General features: G+C 66.9%; 21 protein-coding genes and 1 pseudogene. 15 read left to right on the plus strand and 7 right to left on the minus strand.

All coding sequences use genetic code 11. The features are described 5' to 3' along the window. Positions 1–43: 43 nt before the first annotated feature. The 5 genes from M5D76_RS03115 (at position 44) to M5D76_RS03135 (ending at position 4911) form a co-directional block, all read left to right on the plus strand. Positions 44–772, plus strand: coding sequence for a GntR family transcriptional regulator (locus tag M5D76_RS03115; protein WP_248921922.1), 729 nt, complete (start codon positions 44–46; stop codon positions 770–772). 34 nt (positions 773–806) lie between these two features. Continuing rightward, the gene (locus tag M5D76_RS03120; protein ID WP_248921923.1) at positions 807–1973 is read left to right on the plus strand and encodes an AgaS family sugar isomerase; all 1167 of its coding nucleotides are present in this window, start codon (positions 807–809) and stop codon (positions 1971–1973) included. Positions 1974–1982: 9 nt separating this feature from the next. After that, entirely contained in the window at positions 1983–3140 is a 1158-nt protein-coding gene (gene nagA, locus M5D76_RS03125) for an N-acetylglucosamine-6-phosphate deacetylase (RefSeq protein WP_248921924.1), read from the plus strand. 301 nt (positions 3141–3441) lie between these two features. Next, entirely contained in the window at positions 3442–4386 is a 945-nt protein-coding gene (locus M5D76_RS03130) for an undecaprenyl-diphosphate phosphatase (protein ID WP_248921925.1), read from the plus strand. 9 nt (positions 4387–4395) lie between these two features. Next, positions 4396–4911 (plus strand): low molecular weight protein-tyrosine-phosphatase, encoded by a 516-nt coding sequence (locus M5D76_RS03135; RefSeq protein WP_248921926.1) that lies wholly within the window; start codon positions 4396–4398, stop codon positions 4909–4911. Here M5D76_RS03135 and M5D76_RS03140 read toward each other — a convergent pair. Then, the gene (locus tag M5D76_RS03140; RefSeq protein WP_248921927.1) at positions 4908–5993 is read right to left on the minus strand and encodes an NAD(P)-dependent oxidoreductase; all 1086 of its coding nucleotides are present in this window, start codon (positions 5991–5993) and stop codon (positions 4908–4910) included. The genes M5D76_RS03135 and M5D76_RS03140 overlap by 4 nt on opposite strands. A 286-nt stretch (positions 5994–6279) precedes the next feature. On the opposite strand from M5D76_RS03140, the gene M5D76_RS09110 reads away from it, so the two are divergent. Then, positions 6280–6408, plus strand: coding sequence for a hypothetical protein (locus tag M5D76_RS09110; RefSeq protein ID WP_283102010.1), 129 nt, complete (start codon positions 6280–6282; stop codon positions 6406–6408). Between the two features lie 169 nt (positions 6409–6577). Here M5D76_RS09110 and M5D76_RS03145 read toward each other — a convergent pair whose 3' ends face one another. Both M5D76_RS03145 and M5D76_RS03150 read right to left on the minus strand, forming a co-directional pair. Continuing rightward, entirely contained in the window at positions 6578–7078 is a 501-nt protein-coding gene (locus M5D76_RS03145; RefSeq protein ID WP_248921928.1) for a DUF2798 domain-containing protein, read from the minus strand. A gap of 204 nt (positions 7079–7282) precedes the next feature. Beyond that, the gene (locus M5D76_RS03150; protein ID WP_248921929.1) at positions 7283–8458 is read right to left on the minus strand and encodes a cation diffusion facilitator family transporter; all 1176 of its coding nucleotides are present in this window, start codon (positions 8456–8458) and stop codon (positions 7283–7285) included. A gap of 255 nt (positions 8459–8713) precedes the next feature. Between M5D76_RS03150 and M5D76_RS03155 the strand changes: the two genes are divergently transcribed. Continuing rightward, the gene (locus M5D76_RS03155; protein ID WP_248921930.1) at positions 8714–11344 is read left to right on the plus strand and encodes an ATP-dependent helicase; all 2631 of its coding nucleotides are present in this window, start codon (positions 8714–8716) and stop codon (positions 11342–11344) included. Positions 11345–11369: 25 nt separating this feature from the next. Further along, complete coding sequence (locus M5D76_RS03160; protein WP_248921931.1) at positions 11370–12074, plus strand: 5'-methylthioadenosine/adenosylhomocysteine nucleosidase; 705 nt, start codon at positions 11370–11372, stop codon at positions 12072–12074. A 108-nt stretch (positions 12075–12182) separates the two neighbouring features. Here M5D76_RS03160 and M5D76_RS03165 read toward each other — a convergent pair whose 3' ends face one another. Continuing rightward, a complete protein-coding gene (locus tag M5D76_RS03165) occupies positions 12183–13052 on the minus strand; it encodes a DegV family protein (RefSeq protein ID WP_248921932.1) in 870 nt (289 codons plus the stop codon). 257 nt (positions 13053–13309) lie between these two features. Here M5D76_RS03165 and nhaA point away from each other — a divergent pair, with 257 nt between their 5' ends. Then, positions 13310–14875: a Na+/H+ antiporter NhaA gene (gene nhaA, locus M5D76_RS03170; RefSeq protein WP_248921933.1), complete on the plus strand. Its 1566-nt coding sequence runs from the start codon at positions 13310–13312 to the stop codon at positions 14873–14875. 117 nt (positions 14876–14992) lie between these two features. Here the strand turns inward: nhaA and M5D76_RS03175 are convergent, their stop codons facing one another. After that, a complete protein-coding gene (locus tag M5D76_RS03175) occupies positions 14993–15268 on the minus strand; it encodes a hypothetical protein (protein WP_248921934.1) in 276 nt (91 codons plus the stop codon). 204 nt (positions 15269–15472) lie between these two features. Between M5D76_RS03175 and M5D76_RS03180 the strand changes: the two genes are divergently transcribed. From M5D76_RS03180 to tatC, 5 genes are all read left to right on the plus strand, one after another. After that, complete coding sequence (locus M5D76_RS03180) at positions 15473–16765, plus strand: aspartate aminotransferase type Ic (RefSeq protein ID WP_248921935.1); 1293 nt, start codon at positions 15473–15475, stop codon at positions 16763–16765. A 157-nt stretch (positions 16766–16922) separates the two neighbouring features. Beyond that, positions 16923–17849 (plus strand): tetratricopeptide repeat protein, encoded by a 927-nt coding sequence (locus tag M5D76_RS03185; protein WP_248921936.1) that lies wholly within the window; start codon positions 16923–16925, stop codon positions 17847–17849. Positions 17850–17865: 16 nt separating this feature from the next. Beyond that, positions 17866–18177, plus strand: coding sequence for an STAS domain-containing protein (locus M5D76_RS03190; RefSeq protein ID WP_248921937.1), 312 nt, complete (start codon positions 17866–17868; stop codon positions 18175–18177). Between the two features lie 33 nt (positions 18178–18210). Then, positions 18211–18909, plus strand: coding sequence for a Sec-independent protein translocase subunit TatA/TatB (locus M5D76_RS03195; RefSeq protein WP_248921938.1), 699 nt, complete (start codon positions 18211–18213; stop codon positions 18907–18909). Continuing rightward, a complete protein-coding gene (tatC, locus tag M5D76_RS03200; RefSeq protein ID WP_248921939.1) occupies positions 18909–19700 on the plus strand; it encodes a twin-arginine translocase subunit TatC in 792 nt (263 codons plus the stop codon). Before M5D76_RS03195 ends, tatC begins: the two co-directional genes overlap by 1 nt. 117 nt (positions 19701–19817) lie before the next feature. On the opposite strand, the gene tnpB is transcribed toward tatC, so the two are convergent. Beyond that, the gene (gene tnpB / locus M5D76_RS03205) at positions 19818–20972 is read right to left on the minus strand and encodes an IS200/IS605 family element RNA-guided endonuclease TnpB (RefSeq protein WP_283102011.1); all 1155 of its coding nucleotides are present in this window, start codon (positions 20970–20972) and stop codon (positions 19818–19820) included. Between the two features lie 2 nt (positions 20973–20974). Beyond that, positions 20975–21115: pseudogene (locus tag M5D76_RS03210) on the minus strand (IS200/IS605 family transposase); the annotation flags it as partial. Positions 21116–21547: 432 nt separating this feature from the next. On the opposite strand from M5D76_RS03210, the gene M5D76_RS03215 reads away from it, so the two are divergent. Next, positions 21548–24166: a DNA topoisomerase I gene (locus M5D76_RS03215; protein WP_248921941.1), complete on the plus strand. Its 2619-nt coding sequence runs from the start codon at positions 21548–21550 to the stop codon at positions 24164–24166. The last annotated feature ends 8 nt before the right edge of the window (positions 24167–24174 follow it).

Genomic DNA, 24174 nt, shown 5'->3' on the forward strand with positions numbered 1-24174 from the left:
AGAACCAGTTTATGTGCCAGCACACCGCGACAGGAGATGGGCAATGGCGAAGAACTCACGCAAGCAACCACTGTATGACCAGCTCGTAGACGTACTTAAGGATCGGATCGAGAACGAGCTCTCCCCAGGGGACGCCCTGCCATCGGAGCGCGAGCTATCTGAGAGGTATGGTCTCTCACGCACGACCGTGCGCCTTGCGATGGCCGAACTTGAGAACATGGGCCTCATCATCAGGCGTCATGGCAAGGGCACGTTCGTTGCCGAGGCCCACGGTGAGCCTGCTGACCTCATGGGCGGATACAGCTTCACCGAGCAGATGCGCTCGATGGGCCGCGTCCCGCGCACGGAGACGCTCAAGTTCGAGATCGTCGACGCACCCAAGCATGTCGCCGAGCACCTGGGCGTGCATCTGGGAGAGAAGGTCTATCGCATCAGGCGGCTGCGCATCGCGGACGACATCCCGATGATGCTCGAGAGGACCTATCTGCCGGTGAGTCAGTTTGTCGGGCTCACCCTCGAGGACCTCGAGCGAAAGCCGCTCTACGAGATCATCGAGAAGGACTACCACGAGGTCATCAAGGTTGCCGACGAGGAGTTCAGGGCGAGCCTCGCCCGCCTCGAGGAGGCGCGGCTTCTCGGCATCCAGGAGGGCTCGCCCGTCCTCAAGCTCGTGAGGACGACATACGACGAAAAGAACCTGGTCATTGAGTACACGCACAGCGTGGCTCGCGCGGACCAGTTCAAATACAAGGTCTCACATTACAGAAGCTAGACGGAGCGTCTGGCTGACGAAAGGAGTACGGCACATGTTCGAGGCGGACGACCAGACTTTGGAATCCCGCGGTGCCAGGATTACGACCCGCGAGATCCAGCAGCAGCCAGACCTTTGGGAAGAGACGTTGGCAATCTACGACGAGAGGCGCCGCGACATCGAGGCGTTCCTCGACGACGCGAAGGCCATGGGTGACGGCCGCCGCTGCCGCGTCGTCTTTACGGGCGCAGGTACAAGTGAATATGTCGGCAACACTCTCGTGCCGTACCTTCGTCGCAAGGGCGATAACGACTCGTTCGTGTTTCTCTCGCTCGCGTCCACTGACATCGTTGCGGCACCCGAGGACTATTTGCGACCGGACGACGCGACGCTGCTGGTTTCGTTTGCGCGCAGCGGCAACAGCCCCGAGTCGCTTGCGGCCGTCGAGCGCGCAGGCCAGGTCTGCAACAACATCTGCTATCTCAACATCACGTGTGCGCCCGAGGGAAGGCTTGCGGTGGAGTCTGAGGGGCGCGAGGATGCCCTCACCATTCTGATTCCGCGCGCAAACGACCAGGGCTTCGCGATGACCGGTTCGTTCTCCTGCATGGAGCTCCTCGCGGCGCTCGTCTTCGATGCCTCCTCGCGTGAGGAGAAGGGCGAGTGGGTTGCAACGGCCGCACGGCTTGGGCGCCAGGTCGTCGCCCGCGAGCACGAGGTCTCGGCTCTTCTCGCCGACGACTTCAATCGCATCACGTACCTTGGTTCGGGCTCGCTCGGCGCGCTCACCAAGGAGGCCCAGCTCAAGATCCTCGAGCTGACGCATGGACTGGTTTCGACCTCCTATGACAGCTCGATGGGGTATCGCCACGGGCCCAAGTCGTTCGTGGACGAGCGCACTCTCGTCTTTGTGTTCGTCTCGAACGACCCGTACACGCGTCAGTACGACGTGGACATTCTTGAGGAGATTGCCGCCGATGGAATCGCGCGCCACGTGGTCGCGGTGCAGCAGGAGGCCGATCTCATGTATGGCGGCGAGTCGATCACCTTTGGCGACACGCTGCTCCCCGAGGCCTACCTTGCGCTTCCCTTCGTCATGGTTGCGCAGACGGTTTCGCTCAACACGTCTGTCAAGGTCGACAACACCCCCGACACGCCCTCGCCCTCGGGCACGGTCAACCGCGTGGTCAAGGGCGTCACGATCCACCCCTATCGGGCGTAGGGGGGCGTCATGGCGAGCTATGCGGTTCATGCCGCGCACTTCGTGCTACCGGGGCGCGTCTGTGACGGCGGATTTCTGATGGTTGGTGGCGAGCACTTCGGCTCTTGGACACCGGAGGCGCCCGAGGGTACCAAGGTGCTCGACACGGGTGACTCGTGGGTCGCCCCTGGGTTCGTGGACACGCACATCCACGGGTTCTTCGGACATGCGACCACCGATGCCGACCCGGACGGTATCGACGAGGCGTCACTGGAGCTTGCACGTCGGGGCACGACCTCGTGGCTCCCGACGACCTTCACGGATGATGCCGAGAGGATCGGGGATGCCTGTTCTGCCATCGCATGGGCAGCGAAACGGCGCGACTTCACGAGCACGGCCGCTAGAATCCAGGGCATCTACCTCGAGGGCCCGTTCTTTACCGAGAAGCACGTGGGAGCGCAGAACCCGGCATACCTCATCGACCCCTCGATCGAGCTGCTCGATCGGTGGCAGGGTCTCGCGGGAGGCCTCATCCGGAAGAGCGCGTTTGCGCCCGAGCGGGCCGGTTCGGTCGAGTACGTCTCGGGGCTTCGGAGTCGCGGCGTGGTGGGCTGCATCGGCCATAGCGATGCAACCTTCGAGGAGGCGATGCGTGCCGTGGACGCCGGCGCGGGTTGTTTCGTCCACACCTACAACGGCATGCGCGGCCTTCATCATCGTGAGCCGGGCGTGGTCGGGTGCGCCATGGTGAGCGAGGGCACGTATGCCGAGCTTATCTGTGACGGCAAGCACGTCGACCCAGCTGCAATGCGCACGCTCGTTCGTGCAAAGGGCCCCGATCACGTGGTCCCCATTACGGATTGCCTGGGCTGCGGAGGTCTCCCTGACGGGACGTACGTCAGCGGCGGTATGGAAGTGGTCCTGAAGGACGGCCTCTGCTATTTGTCCGACATGAGCAGCATTGCTGGGTCGGTGCTTACGCTTGCCGAGGGCGTCAAGAACCTGGTCGACTGGAACATCGTTCCCGCCGAGCGCGCGATTCGCATGGCGACGGAGGTCGCGGCACGGTCCGCAGGCATCGCTGACCTGTGCGGTACGATCGCGCCGGGTCGCATGGCCGACTTTGTCGTGCTTGGCGAGGACCTCTCGCTTCGCGAGACCTATGTCGGAGGACATCTCGTTCAGTAGCGAACAACGGAGCATGGCCTATTTGCGGGGGCGCGGCGCGCGGTGCGTCGCGCCCCCCGTTGCATTGCGCCTTGCGAGTATTGCGTTGCCGATGGCGCTTGCGGGTGTCGAGGCCAGCCTGTGCTGCAGAATCGCGCCTCGGGTCTGTTTGAGCTCGTGGCGCACGGCGAGGACTCCCTGCCGACCCCGACTTCCCCCCCTCGCCGTGGTCGTCTTGTGGCCGAGAGGCGCGGCCCGCAGCACGCCGCCGCGTGTTCCGTCATCATGGGGAGTGCACGTTCCACGCGTCAGGGAGGTCGTTTTGGACATCATCGAACTGCTCAAGGCCGCGTTCTTCGGCCTGGTCGAGGGCATCACCGAGTGGCTGCCCGTCTCGAGCACGGGCCACATGCTGCTCGTGGGGGAGTTCGTCAAGCTCAACACCAGCAAGGACTTCTGGGACATGTTCCTCGTCGTGATCCAGCTGGGCGCCATCCTGGCAGTGTGCGTGATGTTCTTCAGCGACCTCAACCCCTTCTCGCGCCGCAAGAGCGCCGACGAGCGCCGCGGCACCTGGTCGCTCTGGGCCAAGATCATCGTCGCCTGCCTCCCCGCCGCCGTCATCGGCCTGCCGCTTGACGACTGGATCGAGGACCACCTCGGCAGTCCCTTCGTGATCGCCGCAGCGCTGATCGTCTACGGCGTGATCTTCATCGTCATCGAGACCATGCGCGGCAAGAAGGCCGAGCGTGTCGCCGCCGAGAAGAGCCACGGCTCCGCCCCGCGCCACCTCGCGGCGCCGGACGCTGCCGCTGCCGGCGACGTCGCGACCGTGGCCGAGCTGGCCGACGCCGACGCCCGCGTGCAGGACATCTCCGAGCTCGACTGGAAGACCGCCATCGGCATCGGCATCTTCCAGGTGCTCTCGATCGTGCCGGGCACCTCGCGCTCGGGCTCCACGATCATCGGCGGCCTGCTCCTGGGGTGCTCCCGCACCGTGGCGGCCGAGTTCACCTTCTACCTCGCCGTCCCCGTCATGGTCGGCGCGAGCGGCCTGCGTCTCGTGAAGTTCTTTCTCAAGGGCAACTCCTTCGCGCCGCAGGAGACGGCCATCCTGCTCGTCGGCTGCGTGGTCGCCTTCGTCGTGTCGATCCTCGTGATCCGCTTCCTGATGGGCTACATCAAGAAGCACGACTTCAAGCCCTTCGGCTGGTACCGCATCGCGCTGGGCATCGCCGTCATCGCGTACTTCGCGCTGCGCGGGTAAGGGGGAGCGATGTCCGGGCGCCCCACGCGCATCCTCTTCGTCTGCCACGGCAACATCTGCCGCTCGACCATGGCCGAGTTCGTGATGAAGCATCTCGTGCGCGAGGCCGGGCGCGAGGGCGAGTTCGAGATCGACTCGGCAGCCACCAGCATCGAGGAGCTCGGCAACGACGTCCACCCCGGCACGCGCCGCAAGCTCGAGCAGGCGGGCGTCCCCTGCGGCCACCATGCGTCGCGCCAGATGTCGGCCGCCGACTACGACCGCTTCGACCACATCGTGGGCATGGACTCCGAGAACATCGTGGGCATCGAGTGCCTGCTCTCCGGCATGCGCGGCGCCGGTTACAGCTGGCGTCCTCTGCCCGCCGCCGAGGCGGCCGCGGCCGACCCCGAGCACAAGGTCACGAAGCTCCTCTCATGGGCGGGCGTCGAGCGCGACGTCGCCGACCCCTGGTACACGGGCGACTTCGACGCCACCTACCGCGACGTGCTGCTCGGCTGCACGGCCATGCTCCAGCAGCTCTAGCGCACGCTCTTCTCGCCTGCGCCCGCACCCGCACGCGAGGCCGCAACACCGCCCGCCATTGCCGCCGCGACGCCGTCGGCGTTCAGGGCGTACGTGGGCAGCCGCCCCTCGATCAGCAGCTCGCGCACCGACTGCAGCCCCATGCGCATCAGCTCCTCGGCCGACTCTTCCGACGCGAACGCCGTGTGCGGCGTGACGACGGCGTTGGGGTGGCGCGCGATGGCCAGCGCGGTGGGGGAGAGGTCGCGCTCGCGCGTGAGGCAGTCGAGCCCGCAGCCGCGGATCGTGTCCGTCTCGAGCGCGCCGAGAAGAGCCTCCTCGTCGACGCAGCCGCCTCGGGCGGTGTTGATCAAGAACGAGTCGGGACCCATGAGTGCGAGCTCGCGCGCGCCGATGAGGCGCTCGGTCTCGGGGATGAGTGGGCAGTGCAGGCTCACGACGTCGGCGCGGGTGAGCAGGTCGTCGAGGGTGTCGGCCTTCTCGACGCCGGCGGAGGCGAGCTCCTCGGCGGACTTGGTGGGCGCCCACACGACGACGCGCATCCCCAGGGCGCGCGCGATGGGGACGACGGCGCGGGCGATGCGGCCGAAGTAGACGAGGCCGAGCGTCTGCGTGGACGGGCGGTGCACGGGATAGCCGAAGTACGGGTCCCAACGTCCTTCGACGACCTCGCGGTTCGACGACGTGACCTTGCGCATGAGGTCGAGCATGAGCGCGACGGTGTGCAGGGCGACGTCCTCGGTGCAGTAGCCGGGGCAGTTGGTGGCCAGGACGCCCTCGCGGGCGAGCGCGTCGGTCGCGATGTGGTTGACCCCGATGGAGAGGCTCGCGAAGAGCCGCGCGCCCGAGGCGGCGACTGCCGGCGCGCCCGCCTCGGAGATGCCCGCGATCTCGTTGACGATGGCGTCGCAGCCACGCTCGAGCTCGTCGGGGGCGCCCTCGGTGATGGGGACGAAGACGTCGTGGGGGATGCCCACGAGCTCGATCTGGTCGCGGACGCCCCACCCGTCGAGGATGGAGTCGGCGAGCGTGGTGTCTCCCGAGAGCGTGTAGAGCAGGACGCGGTGCTTGTTGCTGGCCATGCGGACTTCCTTCAAATGCGAGCGCCGGGTAGGGATGCTCGGCGCGGGCCTGTCGTGTGGTGCCGCGGGGGGCATTGAGCCAAGTCTAGCGGTTTTTGGGCGCGCGCTGCCCTCCGGGGTGTGACGTAGGCCAGCTCCGGGCCAGTAAAAGCCCAGCTAGAGACAAGGATTTCTACGGATTGGAAGGGCATTCTCGCGAGTTTTCAGGTCCTCGCGCGCTATGCTCCACTCACGCTGGTCGACGGACCTACGTGCGGGGCGGCGCCTCTCGAGGGGGGTGTTGCCTATGGAGCAATTCTTCTTGATCATGGCGTTTCTGACGGCCCTGTTCGGGCTGCTGAAGGCCGCGATTGAGCTCTATGGCGCCTTGCGCGACCATGAGGGCTCGGAAGGAGGGCCAGGCCGACGCACGTAGTGCTCGGCACCTGATTCACAAGTAGGGTCCCGTGATGCGCCAACATCGCGGGACCTGAAACCCGGCGCCGCCTACCCACAACCGTAGGACGTCGCCAGCTACATCTTCGCACGCGTGACCGGGCGGGTCAACGGTTGCGCGAGGGTCTCTGTCCGAGCGGCCGGAGGCCTTAGGCCTCGGAGGGCTCTGCGGGCTCGAGGCCCTGGCTCTTCTCGGCGGCCTCATCGCGGCGGAAGGCACAGCGGAAGGCAAGTCGGACGACGGGTCCGCAGACGACGAACTGCCAGAGGAGGGCGGCCGGAAGGTTCATGGCCCAGGTCTGGGCGAAGGTCGCGAGGCTGGGCTGCTTGAAGAGGAAGGTCGCGATGAGGCTCATGGTCGGGCACATGAGCGCGCAGGTGCAGAACGAGATCGCGTAGGTGATGAACTGCGGGCGGTCGGTCGGGCGCATGAAGCTGAAGGCCAGGCGCGGGGTGACGCGGCCGATGACGAACAGCTCGAGCACGAAGGCGACGGGCCACATGATCTTGAGCTCGCCGAGGGCCATCGCGAAGACGTCGTTGGTCATGCCGCCCAGGTTGAGGGCGATGTTGTAGCAGATCATCCCGTACACCATGACGAGGGACATGACGGCGGTGAACACGACTTCTTCGAACTTGGTCTTGGGCATGGGCGCAATCCTTTCGTCTGGTCGCGACATGAAAAATGGCCGACCGAGAATCTTTCATCTCGATCAGCCATGCTGTCTGCGACTACCAATTATTGGTTGTCACCCTAGCAGAGCCCGACGCAGGCGTGTAAGCGGGTTCACAAAGATTGGATATTCTCGCGGTTTGAGCCGAGGGTGCGGGGAAGGGGCGGGCTCTTCTCGGCGTCAGTTGGAGCTGACGTAGCTCTGGTCGACCGTGATCACGCAGCGGTAGGTGGGGTACTTGGCGCGGACGGCGGTGTCGATGGCGTGACGCAGCTCGTCGTCGGTCATGGCGAGGCCGTGCGGGCGCACGCAGTCGAAGATGACGTTGGTGTGCGTGGTGCCCGGCACGGTGCGCAGGTCGTGGATCGTGAGGTCGGGGTGGATGCGGACGACCTCGTTGGCGATCCAGTTGCGCAGGTTCTGGACCTTGGGGTCGTCGGTCACGATGGGGTCGTAGTGGAGCACGACGTGGAGGTGGTCCTGCTCGAGGAAGTCCTGCTCGATGTTGTCGATGGTGTCGTGGCTCTCGAGGGGGTCGACCTCGGCGGCCATCTCGACGTGGGCGCTCGCGAACTGGCGGCCGGGGCCGTAGTCGTGGACCATGAGGTCGTGGGTGCCGAGGACGCCGGGGTAGGAGAGGATCTTGTCGTGGATGTGCTCGACGAGGGCGGGATCGGGCGCCTTGCCCAGGATCGGGTCGATGGTCTCGCGCACGAGGCCGATGCCGCTCCAGACGATGAAGCCGCCCACGGCGAGGCCCGCCCAGCCGTCGAGGTCGAAGCCCGTGAGGGTCGAGACGACGGCGGCGGCGAGGACGGCCGCGGTGGTGATGACGTCGTTTCTCGAGTCGACGGAGGTCGCCTCGAGGGTGACGGAGCTGATGCGGCGGGCGAGCACGTGGTTGAAGTAGGCCATCCAGAGCTTGACGGCCATCGACATGACGAGGACGACGACCAGCACCGCCGAGAACTCCGTGGGGGAGGGATGCAGGATCTTCTCGGCGGAGGTCTTCAGGAGCTCGACGCCGATGCAGATGATCAGGGCGCTCACGACGACGCCGGCGATGTACTCGATGCGGCCGTGGCCGTAGGGGTGCTCGGCGTCGGCGGGCTTGCTCGCGAGGCGGAACCCGATGAGGCTGATGATGTTGCTCGAGGCGTCGGAGAGGTTGTTGACGGCGTCGGCCACGATCGAGACGGAGCCGGAGGCCAGGCCGACGGCGCCCTTGGCGAGGCAGAGCACGACGTTGCAGATGATGCTGACGATGCCCGCGAGCATGCCGTGGGCGTCGCGGACGGCAGGCGACGAGGTGTCGTCGGCGTTCTTGACGAAGCGATGGACGAGCCAGTTGGTCATGGTTTCTCTCCCGTGCGCGGTCTGGCCTGACGCACCATGCGGCAGGTGTCCGGCGCTGGGTTCAGTCTACCCATTCGGGCCGGCGCGAACGGCATGGAGGGAATGGCGGGCGATCTTAGTTGGCTGCTCTCCGCTCGCCTCCGCTATTCGTGCGGAGTTGCCCCTCGCTCGGCCAATGCTGTCCGTCGGTGCGGGTAGACTCGTTACTGCAAAACGACCGTACTGCCCGTCGGGGCAGCGCACCTGGAGAGTCACATGTCATCAGAGCAGCAGCAACTGTTTTCCTTCGGAGCCCAGAAGAGCGCGAGGCCGGCCGCGCCCGCACGTCCGCAGGCCCAGCCGACCCAGCCGGCAGCACCCGCCCCTGCGCCTGCCGCGCGGCCGTCGAGCGCGGGGGCTCCCGTGATCGACCTTTCGACCCTCAACCCCGCCCAGCGCCAGGCGGCCGAGTGCACCAAGGGCCCGCTGCTCGTGCTCGCGGGCGCGGGCTCGGGCAAGACGCGCGTGCTGACCTACCGCATCGCGCACATGATCAACGACGAGGGCGTGCGCCCCTGGCAGATCCTGGCGATCACCTTCACCAACAAGGCGGCCGCCGAGATGCGCGAGCGTCTGGGCAACCTCCTTCCGGGAGGCACCCGCGGCATGTGGATCTGCACCTTCCACGCGATGTGCGTGCGCATGCTGCGCGAGGACGGCGAGCTTCTGGGCTATCAGCCCAACTTCACGATCTACGACGACGATGACTCGAAGCGCCTCGTGAAGAACATCATGGGCGACCTCGACATCGACCAGAAGCAGTGCCCGCTGCCCTCGATCCGCTCGAAGATCTCGCAGGCCAAGAACGGCCTCGTCTCGCCCGAGGAGATGGAGGCCCACGCGCAGTCGCCGGTCGACCGCGCGGCGGCCCGCGTCTACCACGTGCTCGAGCGCCGCCTCGAGCGCGCCAACGCCATGGACTTCGACGACCTCCTCGTCAAGACCTTCGAGCTCCTCTCGAAGTACCCCGAGGTGCTCGACCACTACCAGGAGCGCTTCCGCCAGATCAGCGTCGACGAGTACCAGGACACCAACGGCGTCCAGTACGCCATCACCAACCTGCTCGCGCGCAAGTACAAGAACCTCATGGTCGTCGGCGACGACGACCAGTCGATCTACTCGTGGCGTGGCGCCGACATCAAGAACATCCTGTCCTTCCGCAAGGACTACCCCGACGCCACCGTCGTCAAGCTCGAGCAGAACTACCGCTCCACCGGCCACATCCTCAACGCCGCCAACGCGGTGGTCCGCCACAACGCCAACCGCGAGGCCAAGCGCCTGTTCACGGATGCGGGAGACGGCGAGAAGATCCGCGTCTTCCAGGCGTCGGACGAGCGTGACGAGGGGCGCTGGATCGGCTCCGAGATCGAGAAGCTCCACGACGGCGGCACGAGCTACGACGAGATGGCGGTCTTCTACCGCACCAACGCGCAGTCGCGCACGCTCGAGGACATGTTCCTGCGCGCGGGCGTCCCGTACAAGATCGTGGGCGGCACGCGCTTCTTCGACCGCGCCGAGATCCGCGACGTGACGGCCTACCTCAAGCTCGTCATCAACCCCGACGACGACGTGGCCGCGCTGCGCGTCGTGAACACGCCGCGCCGAGGCATCGGGACCACGTCGGTCAATCGCATCCGCGAGTACGCCGCCCAGTCGGGAATCTCGTTCTTCTCGGCCGCCCAGGCCTGCGTCGCCGAGGAGGGCCTGCTCACGGCCAAGGCGCGCACGGCGCTCGCGGGGTTCACGTCCACGATCGAGGCGGCCCGCCACTTCTCGGGCGACCTCTCGCACGTCGTCGAGATGATCATCGATCGCACGGGCCTCATCCAGGCGCTGCAGTCGGAGAACAGCGTCGAGGCCGACAGCCGCGTCGAGAACATCCGAGAGTTCTTCGGCGTTGCGCAGGAGTTCGACGAGACGCACGACAACGTCGAGGAGACCCTCGAGAGCCTGAGGCAGCTGCGCGAGGCGGGCATGGCCGACGCCGCGGCGGCAGGGGCCGAGGCGCCCGCGCCCGCACCCGCGCCCGAGGCGCCCGTCGCCCCGGCGGTCGCCGCCGAGAAGCTCCCGGCCTTCATGGAGTGGCTTGCCCTCAGGACCGACCTCGACGCGCTTGCGGGCCAGTCGAGCGCGGTCACGATGATGACGGTCCACTCGGCCAAGGGCCTCGAGTTCCCCGTGGTCTTCGTCGCGGGCCTCGAGGAGGGCATCTTCCCGCACCGCGGCCACGAGGGCGACCCCGCCTCGATGGAGGAGGAGCGCCGCCTCGCCTACGTCGCGATCACCCGTGCCGAGAGGCGCCTCTACCTCACGTACGCCTCGACGCGCCGCGTCTTCGGCTCCACGCAGGCGAACCCCCGCTCGCGCTTCGTCGACGAGATCCCCCTCGAGGACATGGACCTCATCGGCGTGGGCTCGTCGGGCTTCTCGGGCGTCGGCTGGGAGAAGCGTGGCGACCGCCACGGCACCTACGGCTCCGGCAGGGGCTCGTCGGTCTACGGCGGCAACGTCTTCGGCTCGCGCACGCGCTCGACGGGCGGCTCGCGACCGAGCGAGGCGCCCAGCTGGCCCGGCAGGCCCTCGAGCGCGCGCAGCTCCAGGGGGGCCGCGTCCCGTGGCTCCGCCGCCAGGGGAGGGGCAGGCTCCTCTCGCCAGGCGCAGCCCGTCAGGCGCGACGCCGCGAAGGCCCAGGAGACGTTTGCCGCCGGCGACCGCGTGTCGCACAAGACGTTCGGCCCCGGTGTGGTACGTTCGGTCTCGGGCGACACCATCGAGGTGTACTTCTCGCGCACGGGCAAGACCAAGAAGCTCATGAAGGGGTTCGCCCCCATCGTCAAGATCCAGTAGCCGCGCGGGCCGAAGGGAGTTGCGGATGAAGATCGGAATCATCGGGGCCATGGAGGTCGAGGTCGAGACGCTCAAGGGCGAGCTCGAGGACCTCAACGTGACCGAGCGCTCGGGCATGCGCTTCTTCGAGGGCAGGCTCGCGGGCGCGGACGTCGTGGTGGTGCAGTGCGGCATCGGCAAGGTCAACGCCGCGATGTGCGCGCAGACGCTCATCGGCGAGCTGCACGCGACCCACGTCGTCAACACCGGCGTGGCGGGCTCGCTCGACGACGCCATCGAGATCGGCGACCTCGTCGTCTCCACCGACGCCATACACCACGACTTCGACCTCACGCCGCTGGGCTACGAGCGCGCCCAGGTGCCGGGCCTCGACTGCCTCACGTTCAAGGCGGACGACGAGCTGCGTGCCGCCGTGGTCAGGGCCGCCCACGAGGTCGCGCCCGAGATCGGCGTGTTCGAGGGCCGCGTCGCGTCGGGCGACCAGTTCGTCGGCGACGCCGAGACGAAGGCCGCCATCCGCGAGGCCTTCGGCGGCCTGTGCTGCGAGATGGAGGGCGCCTCGATCGCGCACGTGTGCCATCGCAACGGCGTGCCCTTCGTCATCGTGCGTGCGATCTCGGACAAGGCCAATGGCAGCTCGTCGGTCGACTACCCGACCTTCGAGCGCGAGGCGGCGCACCACTGCGCGAGCATCACCGCACGCCTCGTCGAGATCCTCGCCGCACGGTAGGCGAGAAGAGCGAACGCGCCCCCTTGGGACGCGTTCGTGGGTTCAAGCAAGTTCGTGTTGGCGGGTCTGCGGCTGTGTCGCGGGCCCGCCTTTCTGGTGGCTGTGCGGCTACAGCGCGGCGTTCTGCACGCCGACGCCCACGAGGTCGGGGCCGGTGTGGACGATCAGGTCGGCCGAGATGTCCTTCACCTGGACGCTCGCGATGTTGTCGATCGCGGCGCGCAGGCGCTCCTCGAGCGGCTTGTACAGCGGGCTCGTGGCGGAGCTGCAGCAGATGCCCAGGCGAACGCTCTCGTAGCGCTTGGCCGTCGCGGCCGCCACGGCGATCATCGTGTCGAGCGAGCGGTCCCAGCCGCGGGCCTTCTTGGCGATGGTGTAGTAGCCCTCCTTGTCGCACATGAGGACGGGCTTGATGTTGAGCGCCGTGCCGAGGCGGTAGATGGCCTTGCCGATGCGCCCGCCCTTGTAGAGGTACTCGAGCGACTTGACGGCGAAGAACACGTCCGACTCCTCGGCGGCGCGGTCGAGCCTCTCGGCGAGCTCCTCGAACGGCACGCCCGCCTCGACGTAGTCGACGCAGCGCTCGACGACCATGCCGGCGACCATGCCGATCGAGCGGGTGTCGACGACGAGCGTGGGGATGACGTCGGCCATCTGGTCGGCCACGAGCTGCGCGGTCTGGTTGGTCGCGGACAGCGCGCTCGCGATCGTCACGATGACGGCGCGCTCGTAGCCGTCGTCGCGGGCGGTCTGGAGGGCCTGGCGAAGCTGGTCGGGGGAGGGCAGCGACGTCGAGGGGATCTCGTCGTCGAGCCGACGGACGACCTCGTCCGCGTCGATGTCGACGCCGCTCTCGAAGGACGTCCCGTCTGAATAGTTGATGCGCAGGGGCACGACGCGGACGTCATGCTCGGTCTGGAGAGAGGCGGGGGTGTCGGTTCCCGAGTCGGTGATGACGGCGATGCGCTGGTCGTTCATTGTTCCTCCGGTCCTGCGTCTCAGTGGCATGTTCCCGTGCGGATCCGCGCCCATAGTGGCCACAACGTGGTGTCGCCGGGCTCGCTCGTGCGGGGCAATTTCAAAATGATAGGCTATTTTGCGGGGATGGTCGCGCGACTGTCTCGGCGACGCGTCAGGTGGCGCGGACGTCTTGTGACGACTTGCGCGGCGCATCCCGGTAACGCGAGTTTCGACCTCCCCACGCGGCGTGGGGCAATCGAAGGGAAGCAGAGAGCATGACTGCCACCTCTGGCAAGGGAAACGGCAAGGCCAAGGACGCGAAGAAGAAGGACGCCGAGAAGAGCGTGCCCAAGGGCTCGACCAACGGCTCCAAGAAGGGTGCGGGCAAGGACTCGAAGAGGCGCTCGCGCCGCGCCAAGGCGTCGAAGCGCTCGACGATCATCCGCGAGCCGCTCGTGGCCCAGCGCCTCGATCGCCGCAGCGCGGTCTCCAAGATCACGTCCAACGGCACGATCGCCGCCGCGGTCATGGTGGCCGCCGCCCTTCTCGCCGTGGTCGTCGCCAACTCGCCCGCCTACCCCGCGGTGCACCACTTCCTCGAGACGCCGCTCGCCGCGACGGTCGGCCCCATCAGCATGGAGCTCTCCCTCGAGGCCTTCATCAACGACTTCCTGATGGCCGTCTTCTTCCTGCTCGTGGGCATCGAGCTCAAGTACGAGATGACCGTCGGCCAGCTGCGCCGCCCGCGTCAGGCGGCTCTCCCCATGCTCGCGGCCGTCGGTGGCGTCGCCGTGCCCGCCTTCATCTTCCTGACGATCAACCCCAGCTCGACCGACTCCGGCTGGGCCATCCCCATCGCCACCGACATCGCCTTCGCGCTCGGCGTCATGTCCCTTCTCGGCGACCGCGTCGCCCCCGAGACCAAGGTCTTCTTCCAGACGCTCGCCATCGCCGACGACATCCTCGCCATTGTGGTGCTCGCGCTCTTCTACGGCCAGACGCCCAACATCTCCTGGTGCGCCATGTCGCTCATCGTCGTGCTCGCGCTTGCGGCCATGAACGGCGCACGTGTCTACTCGGCCAAGCCCTACGTGTTCGTCGGCCTGCTGCTGTGGGTCTGCATGTACAAGTCCGGCATCCACGCCACGCTCTCCGGCGTCATCCTCGCGTTCTTCCTGCCGGCCCGCTCCGACGTGCGCCTCTCCAACCTGAGCGACTGGCTCAACGCCAAGGCCATCGAGCTCGACGACCGCTACGACGAGAACGCCCACATCCTCGGCCAGCGCAGCTTCACCGCCCGCGCCCTCCAGGTCGAGCGCGTCGTGCACCACGTCACGCCGCCCCTGCAGCGCGTCGAGCGCTACGTCTCGACTCTCGTGAACTTCTTCGTCCTGCCCGTGTTCGCCTTTGCAAACGCCCAGGTTCGATTCGTCGGCGTCGACTTCACCGGCGTCCTCATGAACCCCGTCACGCAGGGCGCCTACTTCGGCGCGATGCTCGGCAAGCCCATCGGCATCATCCTCGTCACGCTCGTCCTCGTGAAGATCCGCTTCGCCAAGCTGCCGCGCCACGTGACCTGGGACCAGATCATCGCCGTCGGCATCATGGGCAGCATGGGCTTCACGATGTCGATCCTCATCGCCGGCCTGGCCTTCCCCAACCCCGAGGACGTCATGGCCGCCAAGGTCGCGATTCTTCTGGCGTCGTTCACCTCGGCAATCATCGGCATCGGCTTCGTCCGCGCCCACGAGTGGTTCGTTCAGATGCGCGACGACTCCTCCGACGACGACCCGGACGACGGCTCGGATGCCGAGAAGAGCGCGGCCTCGCTCGCCTCATAGCCTTGGCCACACATCGACACGCGTCGCGCCGCTCGCGGGATCTTCCACGGGCGGCGCGATTCTCTTTGCGCTCTGTCTTGGCGCGCACACCTTTGGCGCGTCCCTCTCGATGCGGGCCTACTCCACCGTGCCGTAGACGTAGGACCAGCCGTGCGCGGTGATGATCGAGTTCATCTGGTCGCAGAGCGGCCCGCGCTTGTACCTGCCGCCGGGCAGCAGGTTCACGACCTCCATGAGGTCGTCGTTGAGGTCGTCGATCTCGGCGCGCTCGATCGCCTCGAGCTTGGTGACGTAGCCGGACGGCTTGCGCGCGTACAGCTCGTTGACCAGCTGCTGGAGCTCTCCGTATTCGGGTGCGGGCGTGCTGCCCGAGGGTGCCGGCGTCCTCGTCATGTCAGTCCAATCTGTCGTGATGTGTGCCTGATTGTACCCGCCCGCACCCGGCCACCGGTTGCGATTGTGCTTCCAATTCGGGGGCACATGCACCTCGCCTGGCGTACGGCGATATACTCGGGAGAGCCGTCGTGCGGCCCGCCGCCGCACGCCGCGCACGCCCTAAACCTTGCGCCGACGCGCGTCGCATCCCTGGGAGGACCCATGGCCAACGTGTACGAGAACATGTCCCTGGAGGAGCTTGACGACGAGATCGCCCGTCTCGAGCAGCAGGCCGCGGACGTCCGCGCCAAGAACCTCGCGCTCGACATGGCCCGTGGCAAGCCGTCGGCCGAGCAGGTCGCGCTGGCCCGCCCCATGCTCGACGAGCTCACCTCCACGACGCCTCTCGTCGACGGTGACGCCTTCGTCGACAACTACGGCACGCCCGAGGGCCTGCCGTCCGCCCGCGCGCTCGCGGCCGAGCTCCTCGGCGTCGACGCGGCCAACGTCATCGTCTCCGGCTCCTCGAGCCTCAACCTCATGCACGACCTCGTGGCCCACGGCTTCACCAACGGCGTCGCCGGCTGCGATCCCTGGTACAGGCAGGGCGACATCAAGTGGCTCTGCCCCGCGCCCGGCTACGACCGCCACTTCACGGTGACCGAGCACCTTGGCATCAAGAACGTGCCGATCGAGATGCGCGCCGACGGGCCCGACATGGACACGGTCCAGCGACTCGTCGAGACCGACGCATCGGTCAAGGGCATCTGGTGCGTGCCCAAGTACGCCAACCCCACGGGCATCACCTACACGGACGAGGTCGTCCGCCGCCTCGCCGCGCTCAAGCCCGCCGCGCCCGACTTCCGCATCTACTGGGACAACGCCTACTGCGTCCACGGCTTCGCCGACGCCGACGACCAGCTCCTCAACATCTTCGACGCCCTCGCCGAGGCCGGCGCCGACAACCTCGTCTACGAGTTCGCCTCCACGGCCAAGATAACCTTCCCGAGCTCGGGCATGGCCTTCGTCGCGGCGAGCCCCGACGACATCGCCGACATCAAGGCTGCCTTCGCCGTCGAGCGCGTGAGCCCCGAGAAGCTCTCCCAGCTCGCCCACGTCCGCTTCCTGAAGGACGCGGCCGGCGTCCGCGCGCACATGGCCAAGCACGCCGCCATCGTCGCCCCGCGCTTCGCCCTCGTGGAGGAGAAGCTCTCCGCCGGCCTCGCCGATCTCGGCGTCGCCAGCTGGACCCATCCGCACGGCGGCTACTTCGTCTCCTTCGACGGGCCCGACGGCTCGGCCAAGCGCATCGTCTCCCTCATGGCAGAGCTCGGCGTCAAGCTCACGGCGGCGGGCGCGACCTGGCCCTACGGCGACGACCCGCGCGACACCAACATCCGCATCGCGCCGACCTACCCCTCCCTCGACGACCTCGGCGCCGCGCTCGACGTATTCGTCATCGCGGTCAAGCTCGTCAGCGCCCGCATCGCCCGCGAGCAGGCCGCCGCGCGATAGGCCGCGGCCCAGGCCCCGCCCCTGCGCTACAATGGTCGACCGTGACGTTGCGTTGGCAACGTCGGACGTTTTTGTAGAATGGGCAGAGCAAACGTGAGCTCGCCGCACGGCGACAACATATATATGAGGCGTCGCACGCGGCGCCAAGGAGGTTCACATGGCCAGCAACAAGAAGAAGAGCAAGAAGCGCCTCGCCCGCGCCAAGGTCAAGACCGCTGACGAGAAGAGCACGCGCTCCGGCTCCAAGCACGCCGCGGGCAAGAGCTCCTCCTCGGTCGCGCGCCACCTCCACAACCCCGACGGCACCCTCGACCGCAAGAAGGTCATCACTGGCGTCGTCATCGTCGTCTTCGCCGTCGTCATGGCGCTCTCGCTCATGCTGCCCTCGCTCGCGCCGATCTTCGCGAACAAGAACAACGGCCAGCAGCAGGATCAGCAGTCCCAGCAGAGCGACTCCAACAACAGCTCGAGCGACAGCTCCAACTCCGAGTCCTCCGAGACGGCCAACAGCGTCGCCAAGGTCGACGCCAACTACTCCAAGACCGTCAGCGCCCTCGAGGCAAAGCTCGCCAAGGACCCCAACAACATCGCGACCCTGCTCAACCTCGGCAACGACTACATGAACTGGGGCTACCAGGTCGGCTCGTACTCCTCCGCCGACGGCGACAAGAGCCACGCCAACGACCTCCTCGCCAAGGCCATGGGCTACTACGACCAGTACCTCGCCAAGAACGACTCCGACGCCGTCCGCGTCAACCGCGCCCTCTGCCAGCTCTACTCCGAGGACACCGCCGGCGCCACCGCCGCCCTCGAGCAGCTCACGCAGAAGTCGCCCAACTACGGCCCCGCCTGGGCCAACCTCGGCCTCGCCAACGAGATCGCCGGCAACCAGGACGCGGCCAAGACCGCCTACGACAAGGCCAAGGAGACCGACCCCAACGACGAGTACGGCGCGAAGTCCTTCGCCGAGCGCCGCCTCGCCCAGATGAACGCCTCCAACGTCTCGACCGACTCGGGTGTGACCTCCTCGTCCACCTCCGGCCTCTCCGACGCGCTCAACGCCTCGAGCGGCCTGAACCTCTAAGCGTAAGGACTTCCACATGGGCATCAGCATCAAGACTTCCGGCGAGGCCGGACGGCTTCGCATCGCCGTGGCCGGCGAGGTCGACGTCTCCAACGCCGACGAGCTGCGCGAGGCCGCCGACAAGGCACTCGCGACCAACCCCGCCTCCCTCGAGGTGGACCTCGCCGAGGTCCCCTACATCGACTCGACCGGCATCGGCGTGCTCGTGGGCGCCGCCCACAGGGCAGCCGACGCCAAGGCCGAGCTTCACGTGACCAACCCGCAGAGAAACGTCTCCCGTGTGTTCAGGATGCTGGGCGTCGAGAGCGAGCTGGGGCTGACCGACTAGCCCCCGCATCAGTGACACCCAGGAGGTGTGTTTGTGTTTGGCATAGGTGAGACCGAGCTTGTGATCATCGTGGTCTTCGGCTTCCTGCTGTTCGGCCCCGACAAGCTCCCCGGCATGGGCCGCACGATCGGCCGCATGCTCCGCCAGTTCCGCGAGGCCCAGGAGGGCTTCACCGAGGTCGTCCAGACCGAGGTCATGGACCCGCTCAACAGCGTGATGAACGAGGACTCCGACGAGGACACCCGCCGCCGCGCCCGCGAGCGCAGCGAGGCCTTCGACGAGGACGCCGACATCGACTCCGACGACGACGCGGACGCCCCCAGGCGCGAGACCTTCGCCGCGCGCCGCGAGCGCCTCGCTCGCGAGAAGGCCGAGCGCGAGGCCGCCGAGAAGGCCGCCGCCGAGAAGGACGCCGCCGAGAAGAGCGAGCCCTCCGACTCCGCGGACGCCCCCGCTGACGGCGACGCCCCCGCCGCCGCAGACGCGACGCCCGCCGACGAGGACGCCACGTCTGCCGATGGCGCCTCGGCCGCGACCGACGCCGCCGACGACGAGCCCGCACCCTCCGCGACCTCGGCTGCCGCGCTCTACTCGCTCGGCTCCCAGAAGAGCTCCCGCTCCAAGAAGAAGGCCGAGCCCAAGGCCGAGCCCAAGCCGGCCGACGACGCCGCCGCCGACACCGACGACGACACCGCAACCGACGACTCGACCCCCGAGGGAGGTGAGCAGTAATGCCCATCGGACCAGCGCGCATGCCCCTGCTCGACCACCTCGGCGAGCTCCGCCGCCGCCTGACCATCATCGTGGTGTCCCTTCTCGCCACCGCGATCGTTGTCTATGCCGCGACCCCCGTCCTCATCGACTTCATGATCGACCCGATCCGCTCGGCGCTGCCCGACGGCGCGGGCCTCACGGTCCTCTCCGTCCTCGGCGGCTTCACGATCCGCTTCAAGGTTGCTCTGTTCTTCGGCATGATCATCTGCACGCCGATCATCGTCTGGGAGGTCATGGCCTTCTTCCTGCCGGCGCTGCGCCCCAACGAGCGCAAGTGGGTCGTGCCCACCGTCGCCGCCATGATCGCCCTGTTCTTCCTCGGCATGACCTTCTGCTACCTCATCATTCAGGAGGCCGCCCTGGGCTGGATGATCGACCAGACCACCGAGTTCGCCAGCGTCATCGCCGACGCCGAGGACTACCTCAACATCATGATGCTGCTCGAGGTCGGCTTCGGCATCGCCTTCCAGCTGCCGCTCGTGATCTTCTACCTCTCCATCCTGCACATCGTGCCGTACCGCACGTTCCGCTCGCAGTGGAGGACCATCTACGTCGCCCTCATGATCCTCTCGGGCATCGTCACCCCGGACGCCTCGCCCGTGACCATGGTCCTCATGTTCGCGGCCCTCATCGGCCTCTACGAGGTGGCGCTCGCCGTCGCACGCTACGTGCTCATCGCACGCGACGGCAAGGAGTCGCTCAAGTGGACCCGAGAGGAATACGAGCAGCACGAGCTCGACAAGCTCTAGGCAACACCAAGATTGGCGCCGGCAGGCGCCAATCGTGTTTGACTCTCCCCATGGCTAAAGCCAGGGGATTCTTGCTTCGACGCAGATAGCCTTCCCCGCCTTGCGGCGGGGCGGGTCTTACGCCTGCTCCACAAGCGTAGGCGCTTTCGCGCCGGTTCCCGCGCGTCCCGCGGTACCCTCCAGTATCCTCCTGCCCTCGCGAGCGATGTTGCACGCGGCGTTCAGGTCGCGGTCATGGACGCAGCCGCATTCGGGGCAGCTCCATTCCCGCATCGCGAGCGTCAGCCCATCGTGCACCGCACCGCAGCACCCGCAGGTCTTGCTCGACGGGTAGAACCTGCCGACCCTGACGAAGCCACGCCCGTACCAGGCGCACTTGTACTCGAGCTGGCGCAGCACCTCGCCCATGGACGCGTCGGACGCCGCCTTCGCGAGGCGACGGTTGCCCCACATCCCCCTGACGTCCAGGTCCTCGACGGCGATGGCTTGGCTCTCGCGCACCGCGCTCGTCGTGGCCTTGCGGATGGCGTCCTTGCGCCTGTTGGCAACCTTCTCGTGTACTAACGCGACCTTGCGTCTCTGCTTGGCGCGGTTGGCGGACCCCTTCTGCTTGCGGGAGAGCCGCCTCTGCTCGCGTGCGAGCTTCCTCTCCGCCTTGGCGAGGCTCTTCGGGTTGGCGACCTTCACGCCGTCGGAGCGCACCATCAGGTCGTGGATGCCCACGTCTATTCCCATGACCTTGACGGGGCCTTGCGGCATCTGCGGCGCGGGCACGTCCGTGCAGCACACGGCCACGTAGTATTTGCCGCTTGCGACCTGCTTTACCGTCGCCGACAGGATGCGTCCCTCAGTCGGTCTGCTGATGCGGGCCTTGACCAGGCCGAGTTTTGGCAGCTTGATGTGCTTGCCGTCGACGATGGTGACGTTGTTGGTGCGATACGACTTCCTGCCTGCGCGCTTGGACTTGAACCTGGGGAAGCCGACCTTGCCGGGGCTTCGGAAGAAGTTCTTGTACGCCCTGTCCAGGTCGCGCAGCGACTGCTGGAGCGCCATCGAGTCGACCTCCGAGAGCCACGGGGCCTCGGATCTCTTCCATTGGGGTATTAGCGTGATGTAGGAGTTGATGCCCCTTGTCCTCCCGCCTGCGGCATATTCCTCCTGGCGCATGGACAGCACCTTGTTGTAGACCCAGCGGCAGCAGCCGAAGGTCTTCTGCATTAGCTCCCGTTGGGATGCGTTCGGATATATGCGGTATTCGAACGTCTTGTCCATCCCTACACGCCCTTCTGGTCCTCGATGTACCGCCTCGCGATGGCAAGCGGCGCCCCTCCCACGGTCGAGACGAAGTAGCTGTTGGTCCAAAGCGACGGCAGCCTGCGCTTGAGCCAGGGGAACTCCTCGCGCAGGTCGTGGCTTCCATCACGAATGTCCCCTGCGCCATCGACCTTACTCATCGCTCCCCTCCTATCATCCACCGCTTTCTATATCAATATCTTACCGAACACGTGTTCGTAGAAAAGGTTGTTTCCGCAGGTGGCAGCAATAAATCGTGAGTGGCTCAGATTTGTACACAGCAGCCCGTTTTGCGCATCTCGTCGGTCAAAAAAGCAGGACGCGCGCTTCATCACGCGCAACAGAAGGTCATTCAAGCAACGTAACGGAGGACGATGGGGCGCGCATGAGCTGCGGCCAAGGCGGGGGCGCGATCGCGAAGCAGGCTCTTCTCGCCTGCGATATATCTGAAGATAGGGGTTTTACGGCGCAAATGATAAAGTGACATCATCCACTGGCGTGCGTCGACCACGCCGCCGCAGCACGTTCCACAGCAACAGAAAGCCGGTACCAGGTTGAAGCTTGTAGTCACCGAGAAGAACGACGCCGCGCAGCAGATAGCCAGGCTGCTTGCGACCGTCGGCAAGCCCAAGCAGGACAAGGTCTACGACACCCCCATCTATCGCTTCGAGGTCGACGGCGAGGAGTGGGTCACCGTGGGCCTGCGCGGACACATCCTCGCGCCCGACTTCGCCCACCAGCTCCACTACACCAAGAAGGACGGCTGGACGGCGATCACCGCCGACGGCGAGATCCTGCCCGCCAACATCCCCGACAGCCTCGCGCACCCGCCCTTCGAGACCAAGCGCAAGCCCTTCCTCAAGGACGGCGTCGACATCAAGGGCTGGAAGGTTCCGAGCCTGCCGTACCTCGTCTGGGCGCCCATCGAGAAGCGCCCCGCCGAGAAGGGCATCATCCGCGCCCTCAAGAACCTTGCCAAGAAGGCAGACTCCATCGTGATCGGCACCGACTTCGACCGCGAGGGCGAGCTCATCGGCTCCGACGCCCTGCGCCAGATGCGCGAGGTCGCGCCTGACACGCCCGTCAGCCGCGCCCGCTACTCCGCCTTCACCAAGGGCGAGATCGACCACGCCTTCTCCAACCTCGTCGAGCTCGACCAGGACCTCGCCGACGCCGGCGAGTCGCGCCAGTACATCGACCTCATCTGGGGCGCGGTCCTCACGCGCTATCTCACGATGGCCCGCTTCGGCGGCCTCGGCAACGTCCGCAGCGCGGGCCGCGTCCAGACGCCCACGCTTGCGATCGTGGTCGAGAAGGAGCGCGAGCGCAACGCCTTCGTGCCGGAGGACTACTGGGTGCTCTCCGGCGCCCTCTCGCCCGCGGGCAAGGCCGACGAGGACGACCGCTTCAAGGTCAACCACGCCACGGCGCGCTTCAAGGACGAGGCCAAGGCGAACGCCGCCTACGAGAAGGTCAAGGGCGCGAAGTCCGCGACCGTCACGGCAATCGAGAAGAAGAGCCGCACCACCAAGCCGCCCGCGCCGCTCAACACCACGTCGCTGCAGACCGCGGCGGCCAGCGAGGGCATCAGCCCGGCGCGCGCGATGCGCATCGCCGAGTCGCTCTACATGGACGGCCTCATCTCGTACCCGCGCGTCGACAACACCGTCTACCCGAGCTCGCTCGACCTCAAGGACGTCGTCAAGACGATCTCGGCCGTGCCGCAGTACCGCCCGTACTGCAACGAGCTGCTCGCCAAGGACAAGCTCACCGCCACTCGCGGCAAGGAGGAGACGACCGACCACCCGCCCATCTACCCCACGGCGCCGGCCGACCCCGACAAGCTCGAGCCCGCGGCGTGGAAGCTCTACAACCTCATCGCGAGGCGCTTCATGGCAACCCTCTCCGAGGCGTCGGTCTCCGAGAGCACCAAGTTCACCTTCGACGTCGAGGGCGAGCCGTTCGTGACCTCCGGCAGCGTCCTGGTCAAGCCGGGCTTCCGCGCGATCTACCCCTACGGCCTCAAGCGCGACGAGCAGCTGCCGGCGCTTTCCGAGGGCGACGTCTGCGACGTGCACGAGATGAACCTCGAGGCCAAGCAGACCGAGCCGCCCGCGCGCTACAGCCAGGGCCGCCTCATCCAGGAGATGGAGAAGAGGGGCCTGGGCACCAAGTCCACGCGCGCCTCGATCATCCAGCGCCTCTACGACGTGAAGTACCTCAAGAACGACCCCTGCGAGCCGAGCCAGCTCGGCATGGCCGTCATCGACGCGCTCACCGAGTACGCGCCGCACATCACGAGCCCCGACATGACCGCGGAGCTCGAGGCCGACATGACCAAGGTGGCCGAGGGTAAGGACACCCAAGGTGAGGTCGTCGACCACTCGCGTGCTCTTCTCGCCAGCATGATGGATGCCCTGATCGAGCACAAGGACGACCTGGGCGAGGCCATCGCCGACGCCGTGACCGCCGACGCCCGCGTGGGCGCGTGCCCCAAGTGCGGCAGGGACCTCGTCATGAAGAACTCGGCCAAGACGCGCTCGAGCTTCATCGGGTGCATGGGCTGGCCCGACTGCGACGTGACCTACCCGGTGCCCAAGGGCCGCATCCAGCCCATCGAGGGCGAGGCCGGCGTGTGCCCGGAGTGCGGCGCGCCGCGCATCAAGGTGCAGCCGTTCCGCAGCCGCGCGTACGAGATCTGCGTGAACCCCGCGTGCGAGACCAACCGCGAGCCCGACGTCAAGGTCGGCGAGTGCGCGGCGTGCGCGGCCGACGGCTCCCACGGCGACCTGATCGCCCACAAGAGCGAGCGCACCGGCAAGCGCTTCATCCGCTGCACCAACTACGACATCTGCAACACGAGCTACCCGCTCCCGCAGCGCGGCGAGATCCACGCGACGGGGGAGACCTGCCCCGACTGCGGCGCCCCGATCGTCGAGATCGTGACGCAGCGCGGCCCGTGGCGCATCTGCGTGAACATGAACTGCCCCGGCAAGGAGAAGCGCGCCGCGGAGCGCAAGACGCGCGGCCGCAAGTCGACGGGCAAGAAGTCGACCGCCAAGAAGACGACCAAGAAGTCGACCGCGAAGAAGCCGACCACCAAGAAGTCGTCGACCAAGAAGTCCGCCAAGAAGAAGTCCGACGCAGACTCCGGCGCCGCCGACGCCGAGTAGGGGGTCGC

Origin of the sequence: Olsenella intestinalis (assembly GCF_023276655.1) — a bacterium.
In the GTDB taxonomy this organism is placed as follows: Bacteria; Actinomycetota; Coriobacteriia; order Coriobacteriales; family Atopobiaceae; genus Olsenella_J; species Olsenella_J intestinalis.

Coding starts and splice junctions, on each gene's coding strand:
- nhaA (WP_248921933.1), top strand. CDS start 13,310: ATGACTGCCACCTCTGGCAAGGGAAACGGCAAGGCCAAGGACGCGAAG.
- M5D76_RS03180 (WP_248921935.1), top strand. CDS start 15,473: ATGGCCAACGTGTACGAGAACATGTCCCTGGAGGAGCTTGACGACGAG.
- nagA (WP_248921924.1), top strand. CDS start 1,983: ATGGCGAGCTATGCGGTTCATGCCGCGCACTTCGTGCTACCGGGGCGC.
- M5D76_RS03190 (WP_248921937.1), top strand. CDS start 17,866: ATGGGCATCAGCATCAAGACTTCCGGCGAGGCCGGACGGCTTCGCATC.
- M5D76_RS03135 (WP_248921926.1), top strand. CDS start 4,396: ATGTCCGGGCGCCCCACGCGCATCCTCTTCGTCTGCCACGGCAACATC.
- M5D76_RS03150 (WP_248921929.1), bottom strand. CDS start 8,458: ATGACCAACTGGCTCGTCCATCGCTTCGTCAAGAACGCCGACGACACC.
- tnpB (WP_283102011.1), bottom strand. CDS start 20,972: ATGGACAAGACGTTCGAATACCGCATATATCCGAACGCATCCCAACGG.
- M5D76_RS03145 (WP_248921928.1), bottom strand. CDS start 7,078: ATGCCCAAGACCAAGTTCGAAGAAGTCGTGTTCACCGCCGTCATGTCC.
- M5D76_RS03115 (WP_248921922.1), top strand. CDS start 44: ATGGCGAAGAACTCACGCAAGCAACCACTGTATGACCAGCTCGTAGAC.
- M5D76_RS03140 (WP_248921927.1), bottom strand. CDS start 5,993: ATGGCCAGCAACAAGCACCGCGTCCTGCTCTACACGCTCTCGGGAGAC.
- M5D76_RS03160 (WP_248921931.1), top strand. CDS start 11,370: ATGAAGATCGGAATCATCGGGGCCATGGAGGTCGAGGTCGAGACGCTC.
- M5D76_RS03185 (WP_248921936.1), top strand. CDS start 16,923: ATGGCCAGCAACAAGAAGAAGAGCAAGAAGCGCCTCGCCCGCGCCAAG.
- tatC (WP_248921939.1), top strand. CDS start 18,909: ATGCCCATCGGACCAGCGCGCATGCCCCTGCTCGACCACCTCGGCGAG.
- M5D76_RS03175 (WP_248921934.1), bottom strand. CDS start 15,268: ATGACGAGGACGCCGGCACCCTCGGGCAGCACGCCCGCACCCGAATAC.
- M5D76_RS03120 (WP_248921923.1), top strand. CDS start 807: ATGTTCGAGGCGGACGACCAGACTTTGGAATCCCGCGGTGCCAGGATT.
- M5D76_RS03165 (WP_248921932.1), bottom strand. CDS start 13,052: ATGAACGACCAGCGCATCGCCGTCATCACCGACTCGGGAACCGACACC.
- M5D76_RS03155 (WP_248921930.1), top strand. CDS start 8,714: ATGTCATCAGAGCAGCAGCAACTGTTTTCCTTCGGAGCCCAGAAGAGC.
- M5D76_RS09110 (WP_283102010.1), top strand. CDS start 6,280: ATGGAGCAATTCTTCTTGATCATGGCGTTTCTGACGGCCCTGTTCGGG.